Raw genomic sequence first — 23,083 nt, forward strand, 5'->3', positions numbered from 1 at the left:
ATTTCACAAAAAATAATGAGTATTACTGCGCAATCGGCTTGGAATAATTGTCTTAATTTTATAAAAGATAACATCCAACCGCAAGCTTATAAAACTTGGTTTGAACCAATTGTTGCAGTTAAACTTGCAGATAATGCACTGAGCATTCAGGTGCCAAGTAAATTCTTTTATGAGTGGCTTGAAGAGCATTATGTGAAAATATTAAAAGTAGCACTTACCAAAGAGTTAGGCGAATCTGCCAAACTAGTTTACATTATTAAAATGGAAAACACTTATGGTAATAAGCAACCTTTTACAGAAAAAATACCTAGTTCAAATAGATCTGCTGTAAAAGCTCAAGATGTTGATATTCCTTTAAACAATAAAAACCGCGAATTACGCAACCCTTTTATTATTCCAGGAATTAGAAATGTAAAAATTGAATCGCAATTAAACCCAAACTATAGTTTTGAAAACTTTTTAGAAGGAGACTCTAACCGTTTAGCTAGAAGCGCAGGATTAGCTGTTGCTAGTAAACCAGGCGGAACTTCTTTTAACCCTCTATTAATTTTTGGAGGTGTTGGGCTTGGTAAAACACATTTAGCGCATGCTATTGGTGTAGATATCAAAGACAAATATCCAGAAAAAACCGTTTTATATATTTCTGCCGAAAAATTTACGCAACAATATATAGACTCTGTTAAAAAGAATAATAGAAATGATTTTATTCATTTTTACCAAATAATAGACATCTTAATCATTGATGATGTACAGTTTTTATCTGGTAAATCTGGAACACAAGATGTATTCTTCCATATATTTAACCATTTACACCAAAACGGAAAGCAAGTTATTTTAACAAGTGACAAAGCTCCTGTAGACATGCAAGATATTGAGCAACGCTTATTATCTAGATTTAAATGGGGTCTTTCTGCAGAATTGCAAAGTCCAGATTTTGAAACACGTGTTTCTATATTAAAAAATAAATTATATCGTGATGGTGTAGAAATGCCTGATGATATTATAGAGTATGTTGCTAAACATATTAAAACAAATATTAGAGAACTTGAAGGAGCAATTATCTCTTTAATTGCACAATCTTCTTTTAACAAAAAAGAAGTTACTATTGATTTAGCCAAACAAGTAGTTGAAAAATTTGTTAAAAACACGAAACGTGAAGTTTCTATAGATTACATTCAAAAAATAGTTTCCGATTATTTTCAAATGGATGTAGATACTTTACAGTCTAAAACAAGAAAACGCCATATTGTTCAAGCAAGACAACTTGCAATGTTTTTTGCTAAAAAACTAACAAAAGCATCATTAGCAAGTATTGGTTCACAAATAGGAAAACGTGATCATGCCACTGTACTTCATGCTTGTAAAACAGTAGACAACTTAACAGCTACAGATAAACAGTTTAGAAAATACGTAGAGGATTTAACCAAAAAGCTTTCGGTTTAAGCTTATAACAATTATCTTTTTTTAAAATTATGACAAAAATACTAATGGTTTGCCTTGGTAATATCTGTCGTTCTCCTTTGGCAGAAGGTATTTTACGCTCTAAACTTTCTGAAGATATTTTTACTATAGATTCTGCAGGAACAGGAGACTATCATATTGGCGATTTACCAGACAAACGCTCTATTGAAGTTGCCTCTAAATACGGTATTGATATAACAAACCAACGTGGCAGACAGTTTTCTGTAACAGATTTTGATCTTTTTGATTACATTTATGTAATGGATAATTCTAACTTTAAAAACGTTGTAAAATTAGCTAGAAACGAAACAGACATAGCTAAAGTAAAGCTTATTTTAAACGAAATTTATCCAAATCAAAACTACGATGTTCCTGATCCTTATCATGATAGTCAACAAGGTTTTGAGAATGTTTTTAAAATGCTAGATGAAGCTACAGATGTAATTAAAGAAAAAATTACAAAACACTAAAACACTCACTTTCAACATATTGGTTATTATTTTTTGTAACTTTATAAGAATCACTTCTTAAAATTTATAGAATGAAACCCGTAATAACCATACTATTAGCTCTTTTTTCTGTTCTATGTTTTTCTCAAAATATAAATATAGAACTTTTTTCAAGCGGACTTTCAAGTCCTGTAAACATAAAACACGCAGGAGACAATAGACTTTTTGTTGCTGAAAAATCTGGAATTATTAAAATTGTTAGCCCAAACGGAACCATACTCAACACTCCTTTTTTAGATATAAATACTTTAGTTAGAAATTCTGGTAGTGAACAAGGCTTACTTGCTATGGTATTTCATCCTGACTACCTTAACAATGGTTATTTATATGTAAACTATATCAACGATAATGGAGATACTGTAATTTCTAGATTTACAAGAAGTACTATAAATACTGCGGATGCAGACTCAGAATTAGAAATTTTGAGTATTAGTCAACCATTTTCTAATCACAATGGAGGAGATATGCATTTTGGTACAGATGGCTATCTATATATCTCTACAGGTGATGGAGGTTCTGGTGGTGATCCTGGTAATAGAGCACAAGATTTAACTACATTATTAGGTAAATTATTACGAATAGATGTAGACCAAACAAGCAGTACACATAATTACGCTATTCCTGCAGACAATCCTTTTTATGGAGCTAGTGACGGAATTAAACAAGAAATTTGGGCTTATGGTTTACGCAACCCTTGGAAATGGTCTTTTGACAGAGATACTGGAGATATTTGGATTGCAGATGTAGGGCAAAACCAAATAGAAGAAATAAATATGGTTACAGGAGGCAGTTTAGCCGTTAATTATGGATGGCGTTGTTATGAAGGAAACGCAACTTACAATACCACCAATTGTCCGTCTTCAAGCAGCTTAACTTTTCCTGTTGCGCAATACACACACAGTAATGATGGCGCCTTTAAATGTTCTATTACAGGAGGCTACAGATATAGAGGTACTGCACAACCAACCTTACAAGGATTGTACTTTTTTGCAGATTATTGTAGTGATGAAATAGGCTATGTGCAAGGAAACGGAAATTCTTTTAACCTTACCTTTATTGATGATTTTGGCAGCAATGGTTTTTCTGCTTTTGCCGAAGACATAAATGGAGAACTATATATAACAGGACTTAGCTCTGGAAATATTTACAAAATAATTGATGCAGATTTAAGCACAGAAGAACAAAGTATATTTAAGTTAAAAATATACCCAAACCCGACAAAAGATAGTTTAAATTTTGATTTTAGAAGCACAAGACAGCCTATTAAAGAAATTAATGTTTTTAATTTGCAAGGCAAACTAGTTAGAACTATTTTTAAACCTAACAACAACATTACAACTATAGATACCAAAAAACTGCAAAGCGGCTTGTACTTAATTAAAGTTATTGCAGAAAACGGCGCTATAAAAACAAGTAAATTTATTAAAGATTAATGGACAAAATTATTGGTAAACTATACCTTATACCTACAACATTAGGAGACAATGCTCCTTTAGAAGTTTTACCTATTTCTGTAAAAAAAGTAATAGAACAAGTAGATATTTTTATTGTTGAAAACGAAAAAACAGCAAGACGTTTTATAAAAAGCATTTATCCTAAAAAGCAACAATCTACCCTTACCTTGTTTCCTTTAAACAAGTTTACTGATGTTACAGAATTACCTAGCTATTTAGACCCTTGTTTGCAAGGAAAAAATGTTGGTTTATTATCTGAAGCTGGTTGTCCTGGAGTTGCTGATCCTGGCGCTGATGTTGTAAAAATTGCACACCATAAAAACATACAAGTAGTACCTTTAGTTGGCCCTTCATCTATATTACTAGCTATTATGAGCTCTGGAATGAATGGACAAAGTTTTACATTTAATGGGTATTTACCAATTGATAAAGCAGAAAGAAAACAAGAATTAAAAAACTTAGAACGTCTTTCTTTTGAAAAAAACCAATCGCAAATCTTTATTGAAACACCTTACAGAAACAATAAAATGCTAGAAGACATTTGCCTAACATTAAATAACAACACAGATGTTTGTGTAGCTTGTGATATTACACTTAGTACAGAATTTATAAAAACAAAAACGGTGAATGAGTGGAAAAAAAATAAGGTTGACCTTCATAAAAGACCAACCATTTTTATAATTCATAAAAGCTAAGCAACTAAACTATAGAAGTTGCTTTTGCTTTTTTATTTGCTTTTAATATAGAAGTATCATACCCTGAAAACTTTTTCATGTAGTATTTAATAGAGGTACCAAAAGCATCTTCAAAACCTACAGCACCATAGCTTCTTAGGTATTTTTTTACACTTCCTGGTCCTGCAAGATGTGCTGCAGCTAGTATACCAGACTCTGTTACTAGTACACCATTAATGGTCATACCATTAAAACGCTTAATATCTCTACGTAAAATCCACTTGTTACGTTCTGCATTTGCAATAAATGCTTTTTCTTGTAATTCTGGATTTTGCAAAAATTGGTTAGGGTTATAAATACCTATTAATTTTAGAGTTTCTGCTCCAAACTGGTATTTTCCTAAATACCCAAACTTATTTACTGTAAAGTAATCTCCTCTAGATTCTTTAAAAGCTAATGCTTCTTTAAAACCTACAAATGATTTTCCTAAAGTTGGTGTAAATTTCTCTTTTGGGGTATTATAAGCAAATACTCTATTAGAAACTTCTACTTTTGCTACTTCTTTAGTTTCAGGGTTTAATAAAGCTATAAATGCTTCAGAGGAAAACGAAAGTTTCAATAAAGTACAAATAGTTAATAGTAACGTAAACTTGCTAATATTTTTTATCATAACGAATAATTTTTCAGTAATAATTAATAGTAATAATCACATTAAATTTTCAGCCTGCAAATATACAACATTTTTTTTAAATCTGAAAATCAGTCATTTACACGTTTCTTATTAAAAATTAGAGTGTTAGCAACACTACATAAAAACAAGTAATCTAAAAATATATAGTATGAAACTTTATTTTGTTTTTATTGTTTATTTCTAACGTAGGAAATGGTACTTTAATTACGTTTAAAACACTAAAAACAGATTTCAAGATGTGTGAGTTTGTTTTTATTCTAGAAAAATCTATATCTAAGCTTAAATAATATTGTCTTATTCTATCTTGAGGTATAAAAACATCTGCAGTGGTTTCGTTTGTTCCTGTAAGCATTCCGTGTGCACCATAACCAAAAGCAAGGTTTAACCATTTAGGTATTTTTTCAATTTTTAAAAAAGAATGCACATTGGCACTTAGCCAATAGGTTTGCCCATTATAATCTTTTAACATTTCTTCTAGTAAGCCCTCTCCTAGCTTATCTGACCTTTGTGAAGCATATTTAGTTTGATGAAAAGAGTATTTTAAAGTAACGCGCTGTTCTTGCCAAAGTAATTCTTGACCAATATAAAGCCCTGTTCCTGCAGCATTAGACAGCATATCTCCCCAAGAAAAACCCCATTCTTTAGAGTATCCATCAAAAACTTCTACTACAGTTAAAAAGCCAAAACCTAAAGTTGCTCCATATAATATCTGGTCTTTTTTACGTACACCACTCCATTTTAAAAGGTCTGCTCCCACTCGACCAACTTGATACGAAGAAAACACATGCCCAAACTTATCCATTTGAAGCCACTCATCATTATCATTAAGCGTATGCAATTTAGAGTTTTCATAGTCTGCATACCATAACTGGTTTAAACCAACTAAGGATAAACCAATTGCAGAAGCCTCTGTTATGACTAATGCATTTCTTCTGGGTTTATTTAAAGAATCGCTTGGTGTTAAAAATACATTTATTTTAGACTGTGCGTAAATAGTAGTTGTGGCGTATACTACAAATAGGAAGTATAAAATATTTTTCAAAAGAACTATTTATTTATACCTTGAGAAGACAAATAGCGTTGATACTCTCTAGCATTTGCATTATGTTGCGCTAAAGTTTTAGCAAATTTATGAAAGCCTAATTTTTTAGCATCTGCACAAAAATATAAGTAGGTATGTTTTTCAGAATTTAAAACAGCATCTATTGCAGATATGTCTGGCATAGCTATAAGTCCTGGAGGTAATCCTAAATTTTTGTAGGTATTATAAGGAGAATCTATTTCTTTATGCACATTTAAAACACGTTTTATAATAGTGTTTTTATATTTTGGTAATTGGTATGCAGCAAACTTAAGTGTTGGGTCTGCTTGTAATGGCATACCTATTCTAATTCTATTTAAATATACTCCTGCTATTCTTGGCTGCTCACTTGCTTGCTTAGATTCTTCATGCACTATAGAAGCTAAAGCCATTACTTCATCTTTAGTTAAGTGCAAAGCTTTTGCTTTTGCAACACGATTAGTATTCCAGAATCTATTATATTCTTTTAACATTCTATCTCTGAAGGTTTCGGCAGATGAGTTCCAGAAAAACTCATAACTATTAGGAATATACATTCCTAAGGCTGTTGTTTTAGAAAACCCGTTTTTTTGTAAAAAATCATTATCAGTCATCGCTTGCAATAGACTTAAACTATCTGCTTCAATTTGAGTTGCTATTCTTCCTGCTAGTTTTTCAATAGTTTCCTGATTATTAAAAGCTATTTTAATTGGTACGTTGTTACTGCGTATAGAGTTTATAATATCATTATTATTCATTCCTTTTTTAATCACAAATCTTCCTGCTTTAAGGTTTGTGTTATATTTCTTCTTTTCTGCTAAAGCATCAAAAGCATCTATATCTTTTAATAATGGTATTAGCTGTTCTCTTACGTCATTATAACTTGCATCACTAGAAACATAGATATACGCTTCTTCATTATTAAAGGCTGTATTAACCTTAAACATAGCATTGTATACAAAATTTGCAAAAAAAGCAGCTACAATTAATCCTATTATAGCAATTGCTAGAAGTATTTTTTTAAAGTACATTTATTTATTAATGAGTTGAAAAATATATTCGTTTTTAAATTGATTGTTGATTAAATTCCAATCTTTTTTTAATCCTATTTCCTGAAACCCTTGATTGGTAAAAAGAGCTATACTTGCTTTATTTTCTTCTGATATGTTGCAATACAGCTGGTGCATATCTAAATGGGTAAAGCAATAATTAACCAACAAACTTAAGGCTTCTTTACCAAATCCTTTTTGTCTATTAGCTGCTTCTTTTACTAAAATACCAATTCCTGCTCTTCGGTTTTTAACGTCAAAATCAAAAACATCAATCATACCAAGTGCTTCATTAGCATAACTAGAAATTACCAGTCTTAACTGTTTTACTTCGTAAATATCTTTATGTGCATGCTCTAAATATTGCTTAATTAAATATTTAGAATAAGGTGTTATGGTATTACTAATCTCCCAAATGCTTTCATCGTTTTCAATAGTATGAATAAATGCTAAGTCTTCGGGTTCTAGAGCGCGTAAATAAATATGTTCGCCTTTTAATGTAATCATGAAATGGTACCTTTAAAAACTTGTTTTGCAGGACCAATTAACCAAATATCTTGGTATGCTTCTCCTTTTTTAACAAAAGACACTTGTAACTCTCCTCCTTGTACTTTTAGATTAATTAGATTTTTTTCAGTCTCACCAATATAATGCATTGCAATAGCCACTGCTGTAACTCCTGTTCCGCAAGATAAGGTTTCGTCTTCAACACCACGTTCATAGGTTCTTACAGCAAAGGTAGAGTCGTTAATTTTTGAAACAAAGTTTACATTTGTTCCTGCTTCGTTATACGGACTACCATATCTAATTTTTGCACCTTTGCTTTTAATATCAAAGGTTTTTAAATTTGCTTCTTTTTGCACATGATGCGGTGAACCTGTATTTAAGAAAATGTGATTGGCGTGTTTTTCTACCAAATCTACATTTTGCATGTGTAGTTTTATTATATCATCTTCTATTATAGCATCATGCATGCCATCTATAGCTTGAAAAGTTGTATGGTCTTTTACAATGTTTAAAAAATTTGCAAATGCTACAATGCATCTTCCTCCATTTCCACACATTGTGCTTTCATTTCCGTCGGCATTATAATACACCATTTTAAAATCTGCTGTTTCATGGTTTTCAAGTAATATTAAACCATCGGCTCCAATACCAAAACGTCTATCGCACAAAAACGCTACTTTTTTTGTGTCTTTTTTGTTAAACGTTTTTAAACGATTGTCTATCATAACAAAATCGTTTCCTGTGCCTTGGTATTTATAAAAAGTATGTGTCATTAAATAGAAATTATTACGACAAATATAGTGATATTAAACTGTATTATCAGGTGTTAAATACGCGTTAAAGTTGATTTTATTAAACAACAATTTTTTAATTTTAATCGTTAACCTTTTTATACTAAACATAAATATTATTATGAAAAAGATTTTATCAATACTATTCGTTTCGGCATTAGGAGGAGCAATAACTTTAGGTGCCTACAAAGTTTTTATTGAAAAGAACCAAGAGGTTGTAATACAAGAAAAACAAGAACAGCCTTTTTCTTTTCCCGTAAATCACAATACTAAAAACGCTAATTTTATTCCAGATGCAGATGTAAGTTTTGTAGCTGCAGCAGAAAAAACAGTACATACTGTTGTACACGTAAAAAACACTACAGTAAGCAGTGGCCAAATGACTTTTGAAGATTTATTTTTTGGAAGACAAACCCAACGTGCACAAATTGGTACTGGTTCTGGAGTAATTATTTCGCCTGATGGTTATATTATTACTAACAATCATGTAATAGCTGGTTCAAGAGCACTTACGGTTACCTTAAATAATAATAAAACTTATGAGGCTAAAATTATTGGTACAGATGAAAAAACAGATATCGCTTTAATTAAAGTAGAAGCAGATGAAGAACTACCATTTACTACTTTTGGCGATAGTGACCAAGCTAAAATTGGCGAATGGGTTTTAGCGGTTGGTAACCCTTTTAACCTTACATCTACAGTAACTGCAGGAATTATTAGTGCAAAATCTAGAGACTTATCTGGTTTAAGTAATCAATCTTTTATACAAACCGATGCTGCTGTTAATCCTGGTAATTCTGGTGGAGCGCTTGTAAATACAAATGGTGATTTAATTGGTATAAATACTGCCATTACCTCACAAACAGGCTCTTATATTGGCTATTCTTTTGCAGTACCTAGTAATATTGCCAAAAAAGTGGTGCAAGATATAATGGAGTTTGGTAATGTACAAAACGGTATTTTAGGTGTTTCTGGTGGTTCTATTAGTGCTGGTTATGCTGAAAAATTTGGACTTAACACTACAGAAGGTTTTTATATTGAAGAAGTGGAAGAAGATTCTGGTGCTGATATTGCTGGATTAAAAAGTGGTGATATTATTCAAAAAATAGAAAATATTGAAATTAAAAAGTTTTCTGACTTAAAAGGATTTTTAAATTCTAAAAGTCCTAATGATGTTGTAAACGTAACTATTTTAAGAGATGGAGAGAAAAAAGTATTTCCTGTTACTTTACTTAAAAACGAAACCTTAACGGTTCCTATTATAGGTGTTATTAAAAATGCAAAACCAAAAGATCTTAAAAAATATAAAACAGAAAACGGAGTAAAAATTGCCAGACTAACCAATAATAAAAATTATTTAGGCTATTGGATGAATAATGGCGTGCAAGTTGGTGATATTATTACAGCAATTAATGACACCAAAGTAAACAGTGTTGATGATGTGCAAGCCATATTAAAAAACAGACATACTAATGATTTACTACGTATAGAATTAATAAATTCTAAAGGAGAAAAAGAACGATATAACTTTAGATAATTTAATTTAAAAAATCATTTTTACACCTAACGCTCTAGTATTTTCTAGAGCGTTTTTATTTTATTAAAAATTAGTTACGAAAACGTTTGAAATATGTTACTTTTGCAAAAAATTTAACAACACAATTAAAATATTTTAACAATGCCTATTAACGAAACTTATGAAAGCGAATTAGCTTTTCAAGCAGATAGACGTAGAGCTACTGTAGAATTTATTAAAATAGTAAGCGACCTTTGGTACGATAAATCTATCGAATTAGTGATTTTTAGAAATCAATTAATAGACAAAAATGTAAGCGACATTTTAAACTTACACGAATATGCCTGTGAATTTGTACAGAAACCAATTTCTATTTTTGACTCTGTAGAAATAGCACAAGCAATTAACAATTTAGACCTTCCTCCTGCTAAATTAGATATAGGAAAATTAACTTTTGAGTATCATATGGAAGAAGGCAAATACAACAATGCTACTGCATTTGTTGCAGACAAACTTAAAGATGCTAGTAAAAATAACACCATAACTCCCAAAGATGTTGTGCTTTATGGTTTTGGTAGAATTGGTCGTTTAGTTGCTAGAGAGTTAATGACAAAAGCTGGAAAAGGAACGCAATTGCGTTTAAGAGCAATTGTTACTCGTGGCGAAATAAACGCTACTGTTTTAGAAAAAAGAGCCTCTTTACTACGTGATGATTCTGTACATGGTGATTTTTCTGGAACCGTTTCTATAGATGTAGAAAATAGCGCTTTAATAATAAATGGTACTACTGTAAATATTATTTCTGCTAATGCACCAGAAGATATTGACTATACTAAATATAATATTAATAATGCTTTAGTTATTGATAACACTGGAGCGTTTAGAGATAACGAAGCATTAAGCAGACACCTAAAATCTAAAGGAACAGACAAAGTATTACTTACTGCTCCAGGAAAAGGTGTACCTAATATTGTACATGGTGTAAACCATTATGAACATAATCCAGACGAAGTAAATATTTTTTCTGCAGCTTCTTGTACAACAAATGCAATCACTCCTATTTTAAAAGCTATGGAAGATTCTTTTGGAGTAAAAACAGGTCACCTTGAAACCATTCACGCATATACCAACGATCAAAATTTAGTAGATAATTTTCATAAAAAATACAGACGTGGTCGTGCTGCTGCATTAAATATGGTAATTACAGAAACAGGAGCCGGAAAAGCAGTTAGTAAAGCTTTACCTAGTTTAGAAGGAAAATTAACCTCTAATGCTATTAGAGTTCCTGTACCTAACGGATCTTTAGCTATTTTAAATTTAGAATTAGAAAATCCTACTTCTATTGATGGTATAAACACCATAATGAAAAAATATGCTCTTGAAGGTAATTTGGTTGAACAAATAAAATACGAGTTAAGTGATGAGTTAGTATCTAGCGATATAGTAGGTTGCTCTGCTCCTTCTATTTATGATAGTAAAGCAACTATTGTTAGAGCTGACGGTAAAAACGCTATCTTATATATTTGGTATGATAACGAGTATGGCTATAGCCATCAAGTAGTTAGGTTAGCAAAATATATAGCTAAAGTTAGAAGACATACTTATTATTAATAGTAAGATCTAAATTGTAATTACCAACGTATATATTAAAGCCTCGCATTTGTGAGGCTTTTTAATTAATTTTTTTTTTAAGCTAAATGCATTTTCTACAAAATCATTTTGAAGTTCATTTAGCATCTAAATAAACATATTTTGTTATTTTCGTAAAAAATAAACCAAACTACATTTACTAAATGAATTCTTTTAAATTTATTATAATTCTATCTATATCTTTATTCTGTACAACAATTAATGCTCAAACAGGAAATGACAAAGAGGAGGAAAAACTTTCGTTAAATACTGGTACAATAAATGAGCAGTTTGAATATATTTTAAAAAAATCAGGAAATTTTAAAGGTACTAATGGGCAACCTTATGAAGCCGTTAAACGCAGCATGTTCCTTACTTTACAAGCACATACCATTGATTCTTTAAAAACCATTCATAAAAACCTAACAGAAACACAAGCTGTTGTAAATAACCAAGCAAAAGAAATTGCTACATTAAAAACTAGTTTATCTAACACACAAGATACCCTAGATAAAACAAATGAAGAAAAAGATAGCATGTCTTTATTTGGTATAGCAATGAGTAAATCTGGATACAATGTACTTATGTGGTCTATTATTGGTGCTTTATTAGCATTTTTATTATTCTTTATCTATAAATTTAAAAATAGTAATGCTATAACTAAAGAAGCAAATAAATCTTTAGCAGAAATTGAAGAAGAATTTGAGGAACACAGAAAAATAGCTTTAGAACGCGAGCAAAAAGTTAGAAGACAACTACAAGACGAGTTAAACAAACAAAAAAAGCTATAAAAATTGCTTTTATAAAAAATTAAAAAATCTGTAATTCTCTTTACAGATTTTTTTTTTGTTATAATACACAGCTATACAGCAAATCTAGAACTGCTTTTTAAAAACTACAAAAGTTGTTTTAAATTGAAATAGAACCTTTTACTTTATTAAAAAAACTGAGAAAACTAATTCTTTAAAATTCATCATATTCTTTGCATCTTTGTAACTTATACAGAAGACTCATGAGAATTGACATTATAACTGTTTTACCAGAATTACTAGAAAGCCCTTTTAGCGCATCTATACTTAAAAGAGCAATTGAAGCAGAACTGGTAGAAGTACACTTTCATAATCTACGCGATTATACAACAGATAACTATAAATCTATAGACGATACTCAATTTGGTGGTGGCGCAGGAATGGTAATGATGATAGAACCTATAGATAAATGTATCTCTAAACTAAAAGCAGAACGCCAATATGATGAAGTTATTTATATGACTCCTGATGGAAAAACCTTAAATCAAGGTATGGCAAACCAATTATCTTTAAAAGAAAATATAATTATTCTTTGCGGACATTATAAAGGTGTAGACCAACGCGTTCGTGATCAATTTATAACCAAAGAAATATCTATTGGAGATTATGTTTTATCTGGAGGAGAACTTGGTGCTGCAGTATTATGTGATGCCGTAATTAGATTAATTCCTGGAGTTTTAGGAAACGAAACATCTGCATTAACAGATTCTTTTCAAGACAACCTATTAGCGCCTCCAATTTATACCAGACCAAGAGATTATAAAGGTTGGGAAGTTCCTGAGTTACTATTTAGTGGTAACCATGCTAAAATTGAAAAATGGAGAGAAGAACAAGCATACCAACGTACTAAAGATAGAAGACCTGATTTATTAGAAGACTAATTTTTATATACATTTCTAAAAAAACTAAAATGCAACCAAGAATTGAATCTGTTTCTGAAAAAAAGTTAGTTGGACAATCTGTTGAAATGTCTTTAATAAACAACAAAACTTTTAAACTATTCTCTAGTTTTATGCCTAACAGAAAACAAGTACAAAATAGTTTAGGCAATGCTATTTATGAAGTGATGCTATATGATGCCGAGTATTTTAAAAATTTTGCACCAAATAATATGTTTACAAAATGGGCAACTATTGAAGTTAAAAATGTAGAAAACATACCAGAAGGCATGCAAAGTATTTCTTTAAAGAGCGGATTGTATGCCGTTTTTACTTATAAAGGATTAGCAAAAGATTTTTCAAATTTAATGCAATATGTTTTTACAGAATGGTTACCAAAATCAGAATACACTTTAGATAACAGACCGCATTTTAATATACTAGGAAATAAATACATTCAAGATTCTCCAGAATCTGAAGAAGATGTTTATATACCAATACAGCGAAAATAGAACTACTATATCATTTTAGTATCTATAATACTGCGTTAAGGATTGCAAGGTTGTTTGAGCTCTTTTTTGTTTTTCTCAAAAAAAAACGAGCCTGTAAAGCCTGGTACTACGTAGCTTTAGCGAAGTAGTAAACGCCCAAATAAAGTTAATTAAAACCCTAAAAAAAGCAGTTTTAATTTTTATTTTTGTTGTTTGGTAATTAAGTTTTTATACCTATATTTGCACCACTTTTGAGCTAACCTCTGGCGAGAATCGCGAATGTTGCCTTGAAATAACTAATAAAAAATTATAAAGATGGAATCTTTAGTAAAATTTGTACAAGACGAATTTGTAACAAAAAAAGACTTTCCAGAGTTTGGAGCTGGAGACACTATTACAGTGTATTACGAAATTAGAGAAGGAAACAAAACGCGTACGCAGTTTTTTAAAGGTGTTGTTTTACAACGTAGAGGAACTGGAGCATCAGAGACATTTACCATTAGAAAAATGTCTGGAACTATTGGTGTAGAGCGTATTTTCCCAGTTAACTTACCTGCTTTACAAAAAGTAGAAGTAAACAAAAGAGGTAAAGTACGTAGAGCACGTATCTTTTACTTTAGAGGTCTTACTGGTAAGAAAGCTAGAATTACAGAAAAAAGACGTTCTTAATAAACGTTTAATATCACTTAAAAGCCTTGATAAATCAAGGCTTTTTTTATATACTTATTTTAAGTTACACCTCATGTATCTTAAACATACTATACCAAACATGCCTTGTTGGTATTTTTTAGTCTTCTTTTATAAAAGCTGTTTTTTAGTAAAAAAACAAACCTTCTAATAGTCTTATTAACAAATGTTAATAAAACAAGTTTATAACCAATTAATAACTAGATACTTAAAAACATTATTTATTTAATTTCTTATGTTATATTAGCTAAAGAATTACACACCACTATTGTGCGTTTCTGTATTAAAAGAGAATGAAAAGTGAAGTTCTATTAAAGACTCGTTCTTTAATTATAATTGTTTTTTGAGGTTTTAAAGATGCATGTGTAAATGTGTTTGTCTGAGAAATCATGAAATCTTAAATAGTACTATATATTTAAGTAGATAGTAACTAATAAGATAGAAAGTTTCTTTAACTAGTTAAAACGAAAGTAATAACTAATAAAAGATACAATGCTAAAAAAAAGTACAACACGAAAGTGAAATACAGAAAATTAAGCATCAAGAAAAACAATTAACAAAAACATTTTAGTAACAAGTCAATACATTTTGAAAGTTACAATATAAAATGTTTTATTGATATAGTGTAACTTGAATCTAAAAGGTGAAAAACACAAGTTAGAAACCCAGTTTAACAGCATTGTTAAATAGATCACGCTAAACTATTTCAAAGAAAGCCATATCCCAGTAGATTAAATTCTATGTGATATGGCTTTTACCATTTATATGGTTTTAATACTTTTACAAAAAACACACTACATTAGTACATGATTCTTCCATATATAATTGACAAAACCTACAAAAACAAAAACTTCTCTAGTAAAGAATTACCAAAAGCAGAGTATAATAATTGTACCTTTATAAATTGCATCTTTACAGATAGCTACATAACAAGTAATGCTTTTTTAGAGTGTGAGTTTATTGATTGTAACTTAAGCAATGTAAAAGCTAGAGGAGTTACTTTTAATGAGGTAATTTTTACCAATTGTAAAATGATAGGCTTCCCTTTTAATGACTGCAATTCTATGCTACTAGATATAAGTTTTACACACTGTAATTTAAATCTAGCTTCTTTTTATCAACTAAATATAAACAGTACCATTTTTAATACATGTAATCTACAAGCTGTTGATTTTACAGAATCTAATCTAACAAATGCTTGTTTTATAGATTGTAATTTAGAAAAAGCAGTGTTTGAAAATACTAATCTTGAAAAAACAGATTTTACTTCAGCAAAAAAGTATACCATATTTCCTGAAAAAAACAGAATAAAAGGAGCTAAATTTAGCAAAGATGGATTATTAGGGCTTTTAAGTATGTATAAAATAATAGTAGAATAAAGCATTTTTAGTAAAAATTTAAATAAATTTTTAAAATCTTCGCATTTATTTTGTATCAAAACACTATTGTTACCATTAACAACTGCTTTTTTGTATATTTGCACAGCTTAAATTTTAAGCTATTTTAATTCAGCAAACAAATTAAACATGACAAAAATTTCTACAATAATTTACACTAAAACAGACGAAGCGCCTGCTTTAGCTACACATTCTTTTTTACCAATAGTTCAAGCCTTTACAAACTCTGCAGGAGTAAAAGTGGAAACAAGAGATATTTCGTTAGCAGCCAGGATATTAGCTGTTTTTTCTGATATTTTACCAGAAAATCAACGTGTTAATGATACACTAGCAGAATTAGGAGAATTAGTAAAAAAACCAGAAGCTAATATTATTAAACTACCAAATATTAGTGCTTCTGTACCACAATTAAACGCTGCTATTAAAGAGTTACAAGCAAAAGGATATGCCTTACCTAATTATCCTGCTGAACCAGAAACTGCAGAAGAAAAAGATATTAAATCTCGTTACGATAAAGTTAAAGGTAGTGCTGTTAACCCAGTATTACGTGAAGGAAACTCAGATCGTCGTGCTCCTAAAGCTGTAAAAAACTACGCGAAAAAAAATCCGCATTCTATGGGAGCATGGAGCAAAGATTCTAAATCTCATGTTGCTACCATGGCACAAGGTGATTTTGAACATAATGAAAAATCTGTAGTAATGCCTGCTGCTGGTCCTATCCATATTCAATTGGTTGGTGAAAACGGCAAAACATACTTTTTAAAAGAAAATTTAAACTTATTAGAAGGCGAAATTATTGACGCTACAGTAATGAGTAAAAAAGCTTTATTAAGCTTTTTACAAGAACAAATTGCAGATGCTAAAAAACAAGGTGTGCTATTTTCATTACACATGAAAGCTACCATGATGAAAGTTAGTGACCCAATTATTTTTGGTCATGCTGTTCGTGTATTTTTTGCAGATCTTTTTGCTAAACATGCAGATACTTTTGAAGAAATTGGTGTAGATGTAAACAATGGTTTTGGTAACCTTGTTAGTAAACTACAAGAATTACCAGAAGCAAAACGCAAAGAAATTGAAGCAGATATTGAAATTGCATTAGCTAATGGTCCAGATCTTGCTATGGTAAATAGTGATAAAGGTATAACCAATCTTCACGTACCAAGTGATGTAATTATTGATGCTTCAATGCCAGCAATGATTCGTACTTCTGGACAAATGTGGAATGCCGAAGGCAAACTACAAGACACCAAAGCTGTAATTCCTGATAGTAGTTATGCTGGAATTTATGATGCTACTATAGAGTTTTGTAAAAAACATGGTGCTTTTGACCCAACAACAATGGGTACTGTTCCTAATGTTGGTTTAATGGCGCAAAAAGCAGAAGAATATGGTTCTCATGATAAAACTTTTGAAATTGCAGATAAAGGAACCGTTAAAGTTCTTGACGCAGACGGAAATACTTTAATGGAACATGCTGTTGAAGCTGGAGACATTTGGAGAATGTGTCAAGTTAAAGATGCTCCTATTCAAGATTGGGTAAAGCTAGCAGTAACAAGAGCTAGAGCCTCTAAAACTCCTGCAGTTTTTTGGTTAGATGAAAACAGAGCACATGATGCACAACTTATTAAAAAAGTAAATACATACTTACAAGATCATGATACTACTGGTTTAGATATTAGAATTCTTTCTCCTTATGACGCTACTAATTTTACATTAGAAAGAGTTAAAGAAGGGAAAGATACTATCTCTGTTTCAGGAAATGTATTACGTGATTACTTAACAGATTTATTCCCAATTTTAGAATTAGGAACTTCTGCTAAAATGCTTTCTATTGTTCCTTTAATGAATGGTGGTGGTTTATTTGAAACTGGTGCTGGTGGTTCTGCTCCTAAACACGTGCAACAATTTATTGAAGAAAACCATTTACGTTGGGATTCTTTAGGTGAATTTTTAGCACTTGCTGTTTCTTTAGAACATTTAGGTGAATCTAATAACAACGATAGAGCTAAAGTTTTAAGTGAAACACTTGATGAAGCAACAGAAAAATTATTAGAAAACAAAAAAGGACCTTCTCGTAAAACTGGAGAATTAGATAACAGAGGAAGCCACTTTTATTTAGCAATGTATTGGGCAGAAGCTTTAGCAAACCAAACTAAAGATGCAGATTTAAAAGAAACCTTTGCGCCTATTGCCAAATCTTTAAATGAAAAAGAAGAAGTAATTGTTACAGAATTAAATGAAGTACAAGGTAAACCTGTTAATATGGAAGGTTATTATGAACCTAATGATACCTTAACAAGTAACGCTATGAGACCAAGTAATACTTTTAATACTATTTTAAATACTATTAAATAATTTTAAAATAATACTATAAAAAAGCCCCTTTCTAGGGGCTTTTTTTATATTTTTATATCACATGACTTAAAAAAATGTTAGTATATGTTCCTTAAAAAAATAATTGTCTTCTTTTTATTTTACTTTACTATTTCATTTTTATCTGCACAAGAAAAATTCACCTTTAGTGGTACCATTCAAGAGGCTACAAGTAATGAATCTCTAATTAGTGTAAACATAATAATTCCAGAACTGCAAACAGGAACTACTACTAATGAATATGGCTTCTACTCTATTACTTTACCAAAAGGAGAATATAAAGTAATTATAAGCTACATTGGTTTTGCAGATGTAGTAGAAACTATTAGTCTAACAAAAAACATTACAAAAAACTTTAGCCTGGTAGAAGCTACAGAAAGTTTAGACGAAGTAATTATTACAGAAAATGTAGAAAAACTTAATATAAAAAAACCACAAATGAGTGTCAATGCACTCTCTGCAAGTACAATTAAACAAATACCTGTGGTACTTGGTGAACCTGATGTTATAAAAGCAATAACCCTACTTCCAGGAGTTACTACTGCTGGTGAAGGTGCTTCTGGCTTTAATGTTCGTGGTGGTGCTGCAGACCAGAATTTAATTTTACTTGATGAAGCTACTATTTATAATTCATCGCATTTATTTGGTTTCTTTTCGGTTTTTAATCCCGATGCCATAAAAGATTTAAAATTATATAAAGGAGGAATTCCTGCACGCTATGGAGGTCGTGTTTCTTCCGTTTTAGATATTTATCAAAAAGAAGGAAACAGCAATTCCTTTCATGCTAATGGAGGTATTGGTATTGTTTCTAGTAGATTATTAATAGAAGGCCCTATAAAAAAAGAAAAAGCATCTTTTCTTTTTGGCGGAAGATCTTCTTATGCACATCTATTTCTTCCTCTATTTGATATAGATAACAAAGCCTATTTTTATGATTTAAACACTAAAATAAGCTATAAAATCAACAAAAATAATAACGTATATCTCTCTGGATACTTTGGTAGAGACGTTTTTAGTATTAATGATAGTTTTAAAAATACCTACGGAAATTCTGTCTTAAATTTTAGATGGAACCACCTTTTTTCTGATAAACTTTTTTCAAACTTATCCTTAATTTATTCTGATTATTACTATGGTCTTAATTTAAATTTTATTGAGTTTAATTGGGATTCTGGTATTAGAAACTTCAACTTTAAATATGACTTTAAACATTATTTAAATGATAAAATTAAATTACAATATGGTTTAAATAGTATATACCACACATTCAATCCTGGTGAAATAGAACCCTCTAACGATACTTCTGCTATTAATTCTAGAAAACTAATAGATAAATATGCTTTTGAAAATGCCATATATATAGATGCAGAACATAAATTATCAGAAAAAATCACTGCTTCTTATGGTTTACGCTACAGCTCGTTTTTACGTTTGGGTCAAAAAGAATTAAATGTATATGAAAATGATAACCCTATACTTTTTAATGAAGAGCTTCAAATTTATGAAAAAGCAGATCCTATTGGTACAGAAACATACAGCAGAAGTGAAGTATTAAAATCTTTCGGAAATTTAGAACCTAGACTTGCTCTTGCCTACCAATTAAATGAACATGCTTCTATTAAAGCTAGTTATAACAGACTAAGCCAGTATTTACATTTACTTTCTAATACAAGTTCACCTACTCCTTTAGATGTATGGACACCAAGCGGTAAATACACAAAACCACAAATATTAGATCAAGTAGCAATAGGCTATTTTAAAAATTTTAATAATCAAACCTATTCGCTAGAAATAGAATCTTTTTACAAGAAAGTTAAAAACAGAATCGATTATATTGATGGTGCAGATTTGATTGCAAATGATGCTATTGAACAAATTATTTTAAACGGAAAAGCAAGAGCCTATGGTTTAGAAATTTTATTTCGAAAAAATGAAGGTCGTTTTAAAGGATGGCTAGCATATACTTTATCAAAATCAGAACAAAAAACACCAGGAAGAACTACTGCAGAAACAGGTATAAATAATGGTAATTGGTACAATACTCCGTATGATAAAACACATGATGTGTCATTTACAGGAAGTTATTATGTAAATAAAAAATGGACATTAAATACCAATTTTTTATTACAAACTGGGCAACCCGTTACCTATCCTAACGGACAATATGAATATAACGGAATAACCATACCAAGCTATGCAAACAGAAATGAATTTAGATTACCAACCTACCATCGTTTAGATCTTTCTGCAAACTACACCCCAAAACTAGAAAAACAAAAAAACTGGCAAAGTTATTGGGTTTTTGGTGTGTATAATATTTATAATAGACGTAATGCAGCTTCTATTAGTTTCAGTGAAAATAGAAATACAGGAGAAAATGAAGCTGTTAGACTTTCTATTTTCGGGATCGTTCCAGCTGTATCTTATAATTTTAAATTTTAAATCATGAAAAATATAGCTTTTAAAAAAACAATGCTACTTCTGTTTATGAAAAAGTATTTTTATGTTGTAAATAATATAAAAAGCAAATGCTTATACTTCATGATTATTAGCTTTACATTTTTAACATCTTGTGAAGATGTAGTAGATATAGACTTACCAACCTCAGAACCAAGATTAGTCATTGACGCTTCTATAAACTGGTTTAAAAATACCTCAGGAAATGAACAAACTATAAAATTATCTCTCTCTGCTCCCTTTTATGATAACCAAGTTCCTCCTGCCAATAACGCGCAAGTAATTATTACAGATACAAACAACAATACTTTTGAATTTATTGAAGATGGAGATACAGGAATATACCAAAACAATACCTTTATTCCAGAAATTAATGGAACATACCTTTTAAGTATTAATTATAATGGAGAAGTTTATACAGCAACAGAAACATTAAAATCTGTTGCAGAAATTGAATATGTAGAACAAAATCTTGAAGGTGGTTTTACAGGAGAAGAAACCGAAATAAAAGCATATTTTACAGATCCTGCAGATGAAGAAAATTATTATTTCTTCGAGTTTATTCCAAGTTTAAATGTTACTCCAACTTTAGATACTTTTAAAGATGAGTTTGTAAACGGAAACGAAGTATTTGGCTTTTATGTAGAAGAAGATTTAGATGAAGGTGAAAGCGTAATTATAAGAAACTATGGTGTTTCAGAACGCTTTTATGAGTTTATATTTGTATTATTACAACAAAGCAGTGATAATGATGGAGGCCCTTTTGAAACACAACCAGCAACCGTTCGTGGTAATTGTATCAATCAAACAAATCCAGAAAATTACCCTTTTGGCTATTTTAGACTCTCTGAAGTTTCAGAATTAAATTATACTGTTGAGTAATAGTATTTGGGCGTTACCATACAAAACCTTGGGGTTTTGTATGGTCGTGCTGTACACTATATCTTTTGCTTAGGCAAAAGGATGCCGTTTCCATCACTAACGCAAAACAATAATCGTATTTTTACAAAATGACATTTATAAAAACAACAGAACAAGACTCCAAGTATAATCATCTAGAAAAGATGGGCATTAATGCAATACTTAAAAATATAAATAACGAAGATAAAACAGTTCCTCAAGCTGTTGAAAAAGCGTTACCACAAATAGAAAAATTAGTAACACAAATAGTTTTGAAACTTCAATCTGGTGGAAGATTATTTTATTTAGGAGCAGGCACAAGCGGACGTCTAGGAATTTTAGATGCTAGTGAGTGTCCACCTACATTTGGTGTGCCTCATGATTTAGTAATAGGTATTATAGCTGGTGGAGATACTGCAATTAGAAAAGCGGTTGAATTTGCAGAAGATTCAAAAAATCTAGGATGGAAAGATTTACAAGAATATGCTATAACTGACAAAGATATTGTAGTTGGTATTGCAGCATCCGGAACAACACCTTATGTTATTGCTGCGCTTGAAGAGTGCAATAAAAATAATATAGCAACAGGTTGCATTACCTGTAATAAAATGAGTCCACTATCCCAAACTGCTCAATTACCAGTTGAAGTTGTTGTTGGTCCAGAATTTGTAACTGGTAGTTCTAGAATGAAAGCTGGAACAGCACAAAAACTAGTTTTAAATATGCTAACGACTACCACAATGATTCAACTAGGCCATATTAAAGGCAACAAAATGGTAGACATGCAATTAAGTAATAATAAATTAGTCAACAGAGGAGTTAAAATGATTATGCAAGAACTTGATATCTCAAAAGAATTAGCAGAAAATTTATTACATACTCATAAAAGCGTTAGAGCTGCAATTCAAAATTATAACCATGGAAACTAATCATACAGATAAAAATTTATTAGCTAAAGGATTAAAATTAATGTTAATAACATTAGCACTTATGTTTTTAGGTCCTGTATTATTATATATCGCTTTTAGCAATACCGAAAAACCTTTGTATTACCCTTTATTAATTGCAGGAATTACAAGTTGTGTTTGTGCTATCTATTTTGCGTTTAAAGGTATCCATACTATTATGGATAGTATGTTTAACAAAAAATAACAATTCTTTAATTAAACTCATTTTGGTGTGGTAGCATTATAACCAAAATTTGCGTCTGAAATGGAAATATTTAATCTATCCAAAATATAATTAATAATAGCATAATGATGAATAGTATGGCTGTTTGCTTGTGCTAATAAAGAGGCAAAAGTGTAATTAATTTGAATCTTACCAAGACCTAAATCATCTGTTACCATTACTTCTTTAGCAATATCAACATTACTTAAGTTATTTAACTGCTCTACAATAGTACTTAAGTAACACATTGCAGTAGCACAACAATTTTCTACATCTAAATTTCTTTTTCTTGTTGTTAAATCTACCAGGTTTTCATTATCATTAAAAATACAATCATAAAAATCTAAAATATGTCTAATATGTGACCCAATACTAGAGTAGTAAGGAGAAACAGACACATCTGCTAATTGTTTATCTGTAAGATTAGATAGTACTATTTGTGATTTAGCAAGGGTATTTAATGTAGATTGAATAATTAAGTTCATGTAATCTAAAATAGTCAAATAATATTAATATAAAAATTATTTTTTATTAGTCGTATTTACAATGAATCCTTAAGTATAAAACAAAAAAAACC

Annotated in this window: 22 protein-coding genes; 16 read left to right on the forward strand and 6 right to left on the reverse strand. The window is 30.3% G+C overall.

All coding sequences use genetic code 11. From position 1 onward, the window contains the following. Positions 1 to 15 precede the first annotated feature (15 nt). The 4 genes from dnaA to KO494_RS13925 all read left to right on the forward strand — a co-directional run bounded on the left by dnaA (position 16) and on the right by KO494_RS13925 (position 4,119). Entirely contained in the window at positions 16 to 1,443 is a 1,428-nt protein-coding gene (dnaA, locus tag KO494_RS13910) for a chromosomal replication initiator protein DnaA (RefSeq protein WP_215968216.1), read from the forward strand. A gap of 29 nt (positions 1,444 to 1,472) precedes the next feature. Then, positions 1,473 to 1,931 carry a low molecular weight protein-tyrosine-phosphatase gene (locus tag KO494_RS13915; RefSeq protein WP_252730402.1) on the forward strand — a complete coding sequence of 153 codons (459 nt, stop codon included), beginning with the start codon at positions 1,473 to 1,475 and terminating at the stop codon, positions 1,929 to 1,931. Between the two features lie 71 nt (positions 1,932 to 2,002). After that, positions 2,003 to 3,403: a PQQ-dependent sugar dehydrogenase gene (locus KO494_RS13920; RefSeq protein WP_215968217.1), complete on the forward strand. Its 1,401-nt coding sequence runs from the start codon at positions 2,003 to 2,005 to the stop codon at positions 3,401 to 3,403. Beyond that, positions 3,403 to 4,119: an SAM-dependent methyltransferase gene (locus KO494_RS13925; RefSeq protein WP_215968218.1), complete on the forward strand. Its 717-nt coding sequence runs from the start codon at positions 3,403 to 3,405 to the stop codon at positions 4,117 to 4,119. Before KO494_RS13920 ends, KO494_RS13925 begins: the two co-directional genes overlap by 1 nt. A 4-nt stretch (positions 4,120 to 4,123) precedes the next feature. On the opposite strand, the gene KO494_RS13930 is transcribed toward KO494_RS13925, so the two are convergent. From KO494_RS13930 to dapF, 5 genes are all read right to left on the reverse strand, one after another. Next, positions 4,124 to 4,768 carry a lytic transglycosylase domain-containing protein gene (locus KO494_RS13930; RefSeq protein WP_215968219.1) on the reverse strand — a complete coding sequence of 215 codons (645 nt, stop codon included), beginning with the start codon at positions 4,766 to 4,768 and terminating at the stop codon, positions 4,124 to 4,126. A 154-nt stretch (positions 4,769 to 4,922) separates the two neighbouring features. Then, positions 4,923 to 5,831, reverse strand: coding sequence for a DUF2279 domain-containing protein (locus KO494_RS13935; protein WP_252730403.1), 909 nt, complete (start codon positions 5,829 to 5,831; stop codon positions 4,923 to 4,925). Positions 5,832 to 5,836: 5 nt separating this feature from the next. Beyond that, the gene (gene mltG / locus KO494_RS13940; protein WP_215968220.1) at positions 5,837 to 6,880 is read right to left on the reverse strand and encodes an endolytic transglycosylase MltG; all 1,044 of its coding nucleotides are present in this window, start codon (positions 6,878 to 6,880) and stop codon (positions 5,837 to 5,839) included. After that, a complete protein-coding gene (locus KO494_RS13945; protein ID WP_215968221.1) occupies positions 6,881 to 7,405 on the reverse strand; it encodes a GNAT family N-acetyltransferase in 525 nt (174 codons plus the stop codon). Next, positions 7,402 to 8,178, reverse strand: coding sequence for a diaminopimelate epimerase (dapF, locus tag KO494_RS13950; RefSeq protein WP_215968222.1), 777 nt, complete (start codon positions 8,176 to 8,178; stop codon positions 7,402 to 7,404). The genes KO494_RS13945 and dapF overlap by 4 nt, the downstream gene beginning before the upstream one ends. A 139-nt stretch (positions 8,179 to 8,317) precedes the next feature. Here dapF and KO494_RS13955 point away from each other — a divergent pair, with 139 nt between their 5' ends. From KO494_RS13955 to KO494_RS14010, 12 genes are all read left to right on the forward strand, one after another. Further along, positions 8,318 to 9,733, forward strand: a complete 1,416-nt coding sequence (locus tag KO494_RS13955) for a trypsin-like peptidase domain-containing protein (RefSeq protein WP_215968223.1) — start codon at positions 8,318 to 8,320, stop codon at positions 9,731 to 9,733. Between the two features lie 141 nt (positions 9,734 to 9,874). After that, positions 9,875 to 11,323 (forward strand): glyceraldehyde-3-phosphate dehydrogenase, encoded by a 1,449-nt coding sequence (locus KO494_RS13960; protein ID WP_215968224.1) that lies wholly within the window; start codon positions 9,875 to 9,877, stop codon positions 11,321 to 11,323. Positions 11,324 to 11,505: 182 nt separating this feature from the next. Next, positions 11,506 to 12,132, forward strand: a complete 627-nt coding sequence (locus tag KO494_RS13965) for a tRNA (guanine-N1)-methyltransferase (RefSeq protein ID WP_215968225.1) — start codon at positions 11,506 to 11,508, stop codon at positions 12,130 to 12,132. 221 nt (positions 12,133 to 12,353) lie between these two features. Next, positions 12,354 to 13,031 carry a tRNA (guanosine(37)-N1)-methyltransferase TrmD gene (gene trmD, locus KO494_RS13970; RefSeq protein ID WP_215968226.1) on the forward strand — a complete coding sequence of 226 codons (678 nt, stop codon included), beginning with the start codon at positions 12,354 to 12,356 and terminating at the stop codon, positions 13,029 to 13,031. Between the two features lie 29 nt (positions 13,032 to 13,060). Next, a complete protein-coding gene (locus tag KO494_RS13975; RefSeq protein WP_215968227.1) occupies positions 13,061 to 13,540 on the forward strand; it encodes a GyrI-like domain-containing protein in 480 nt (159 codons plus the stop codon). Positions 13,541 to 13,834: 294 nt separating this feature from the next. Beyond that, entirely contained in the window at positions 13,835 to 14,188 is a 354-nt protein-coding gene (gene rplS / locus KO494_RS13980; RefSeq protein WP_215968228.1) for a 50S ribosomal protein L19, read from the forward strand. A gap of 824 nt (positions 14,189 to 15,012) precedes the next feature. Further along, entirely contained in the window at positions 15,013 to 15,585 is a 573-nt protein-coding gene (locus KO494_RS13985; RefSeq protein WP_215968229.1) for a pentapeptide repeat-containing protein, read from the forward strand. Positions 15,586 to 15,732: 147 nt separating this feature from the next. After that, the gene (locus tag KO494_RS13990) at positions 15,733 to 17,961 is read left to right on the forward strand and encodes an NADP-dependent isocitrate dehydrogenase (protein WP_215968230.1); all 2,229 of its coding nucleotides are present in this window, start codon (positions 15,733 to 15,735) and stop codon (positions 17,959 to 17,961) included. A gap of 84 nt (positions 17,962 to 18,045) precedes the next feature. Then, positions 18,046 to 20,421 (forward strand): TonB-dependent receptor, encoded by a 2,376-nt coding sequence (locus KO494_RS13995; protein WP_215968231.1) that lies wholly within the window; start codon positions 18,046 to 18,048, stop codon positions 20,419 to 20,421. A gap of 3 nt (positions 20,422 to 20,424) precedes the next feature. Continuing rightward, positions 20,425 to 21,318, forward strand: a complete 894-nt coding sequence (locus tag KO494_RS14000; RefSeq protein ID WP_215968232.1) for a DUF4249 domain-containing protein — start codon at positions 20,425 to 20,427, stop codon at positions 21,316 to 21,318. 128 nt (positions 21,319 to 21,446) lie between these two features. Continuing rightward, positions 21,447 to 22,265: an N-acetylmuramic acid 6-phosphate etherase gene (murQ, locus tag KO494_RS14005; RefSeq protein WP_215968233.1), complete on the forward strand. Its 819-nt coding sequence runs from the start codon at positions 21,447 to 21,449 to the stop codon at positions 22,263 to 22,265. Further along, complete coding sequence (locus KO494_RS14010) at positions 22,255 to 22,488, forward strand: DUF6095 family protein (protein ID WP_215968234.1); 234 nt, start codon at positions 22,255 to 22,257, stop codon at positions 22,486 to 22,488. The genes murQ and KO494_RS14010 overlap by 11 nt, the downstream gene beginning before the upstream one ends. A gap of 17 nt (positions 22,489 to 22,505) precedes the next feature. Here KO494_RS14010 and KO494_RS14015 read toward each other — a convergent pair whose 3' ends face one another. Beyond that, a complete protein-coding gene (locus KO494_RS14015; RefSeq protein WP_215968235.1) occupies positions 22,506 to 22,991 on the reverse strand; it encodes a hypothetical protein in 486 nt (161 codons plus the stop codon). Between the last annotated feature and the right edge of the window lie 92 nt (positions 22,992 to 23,083).

Origin of the sequence: Lacinutrix sp. C3R15, from assembly GCF_018860825.1 — a bacterium.
Taxonomy (GTDB): Bacteria; Bacteroidota; Bacteroidia; order Flavobacteriales; family Flavobacteriaceae; genus Oceanihabitans.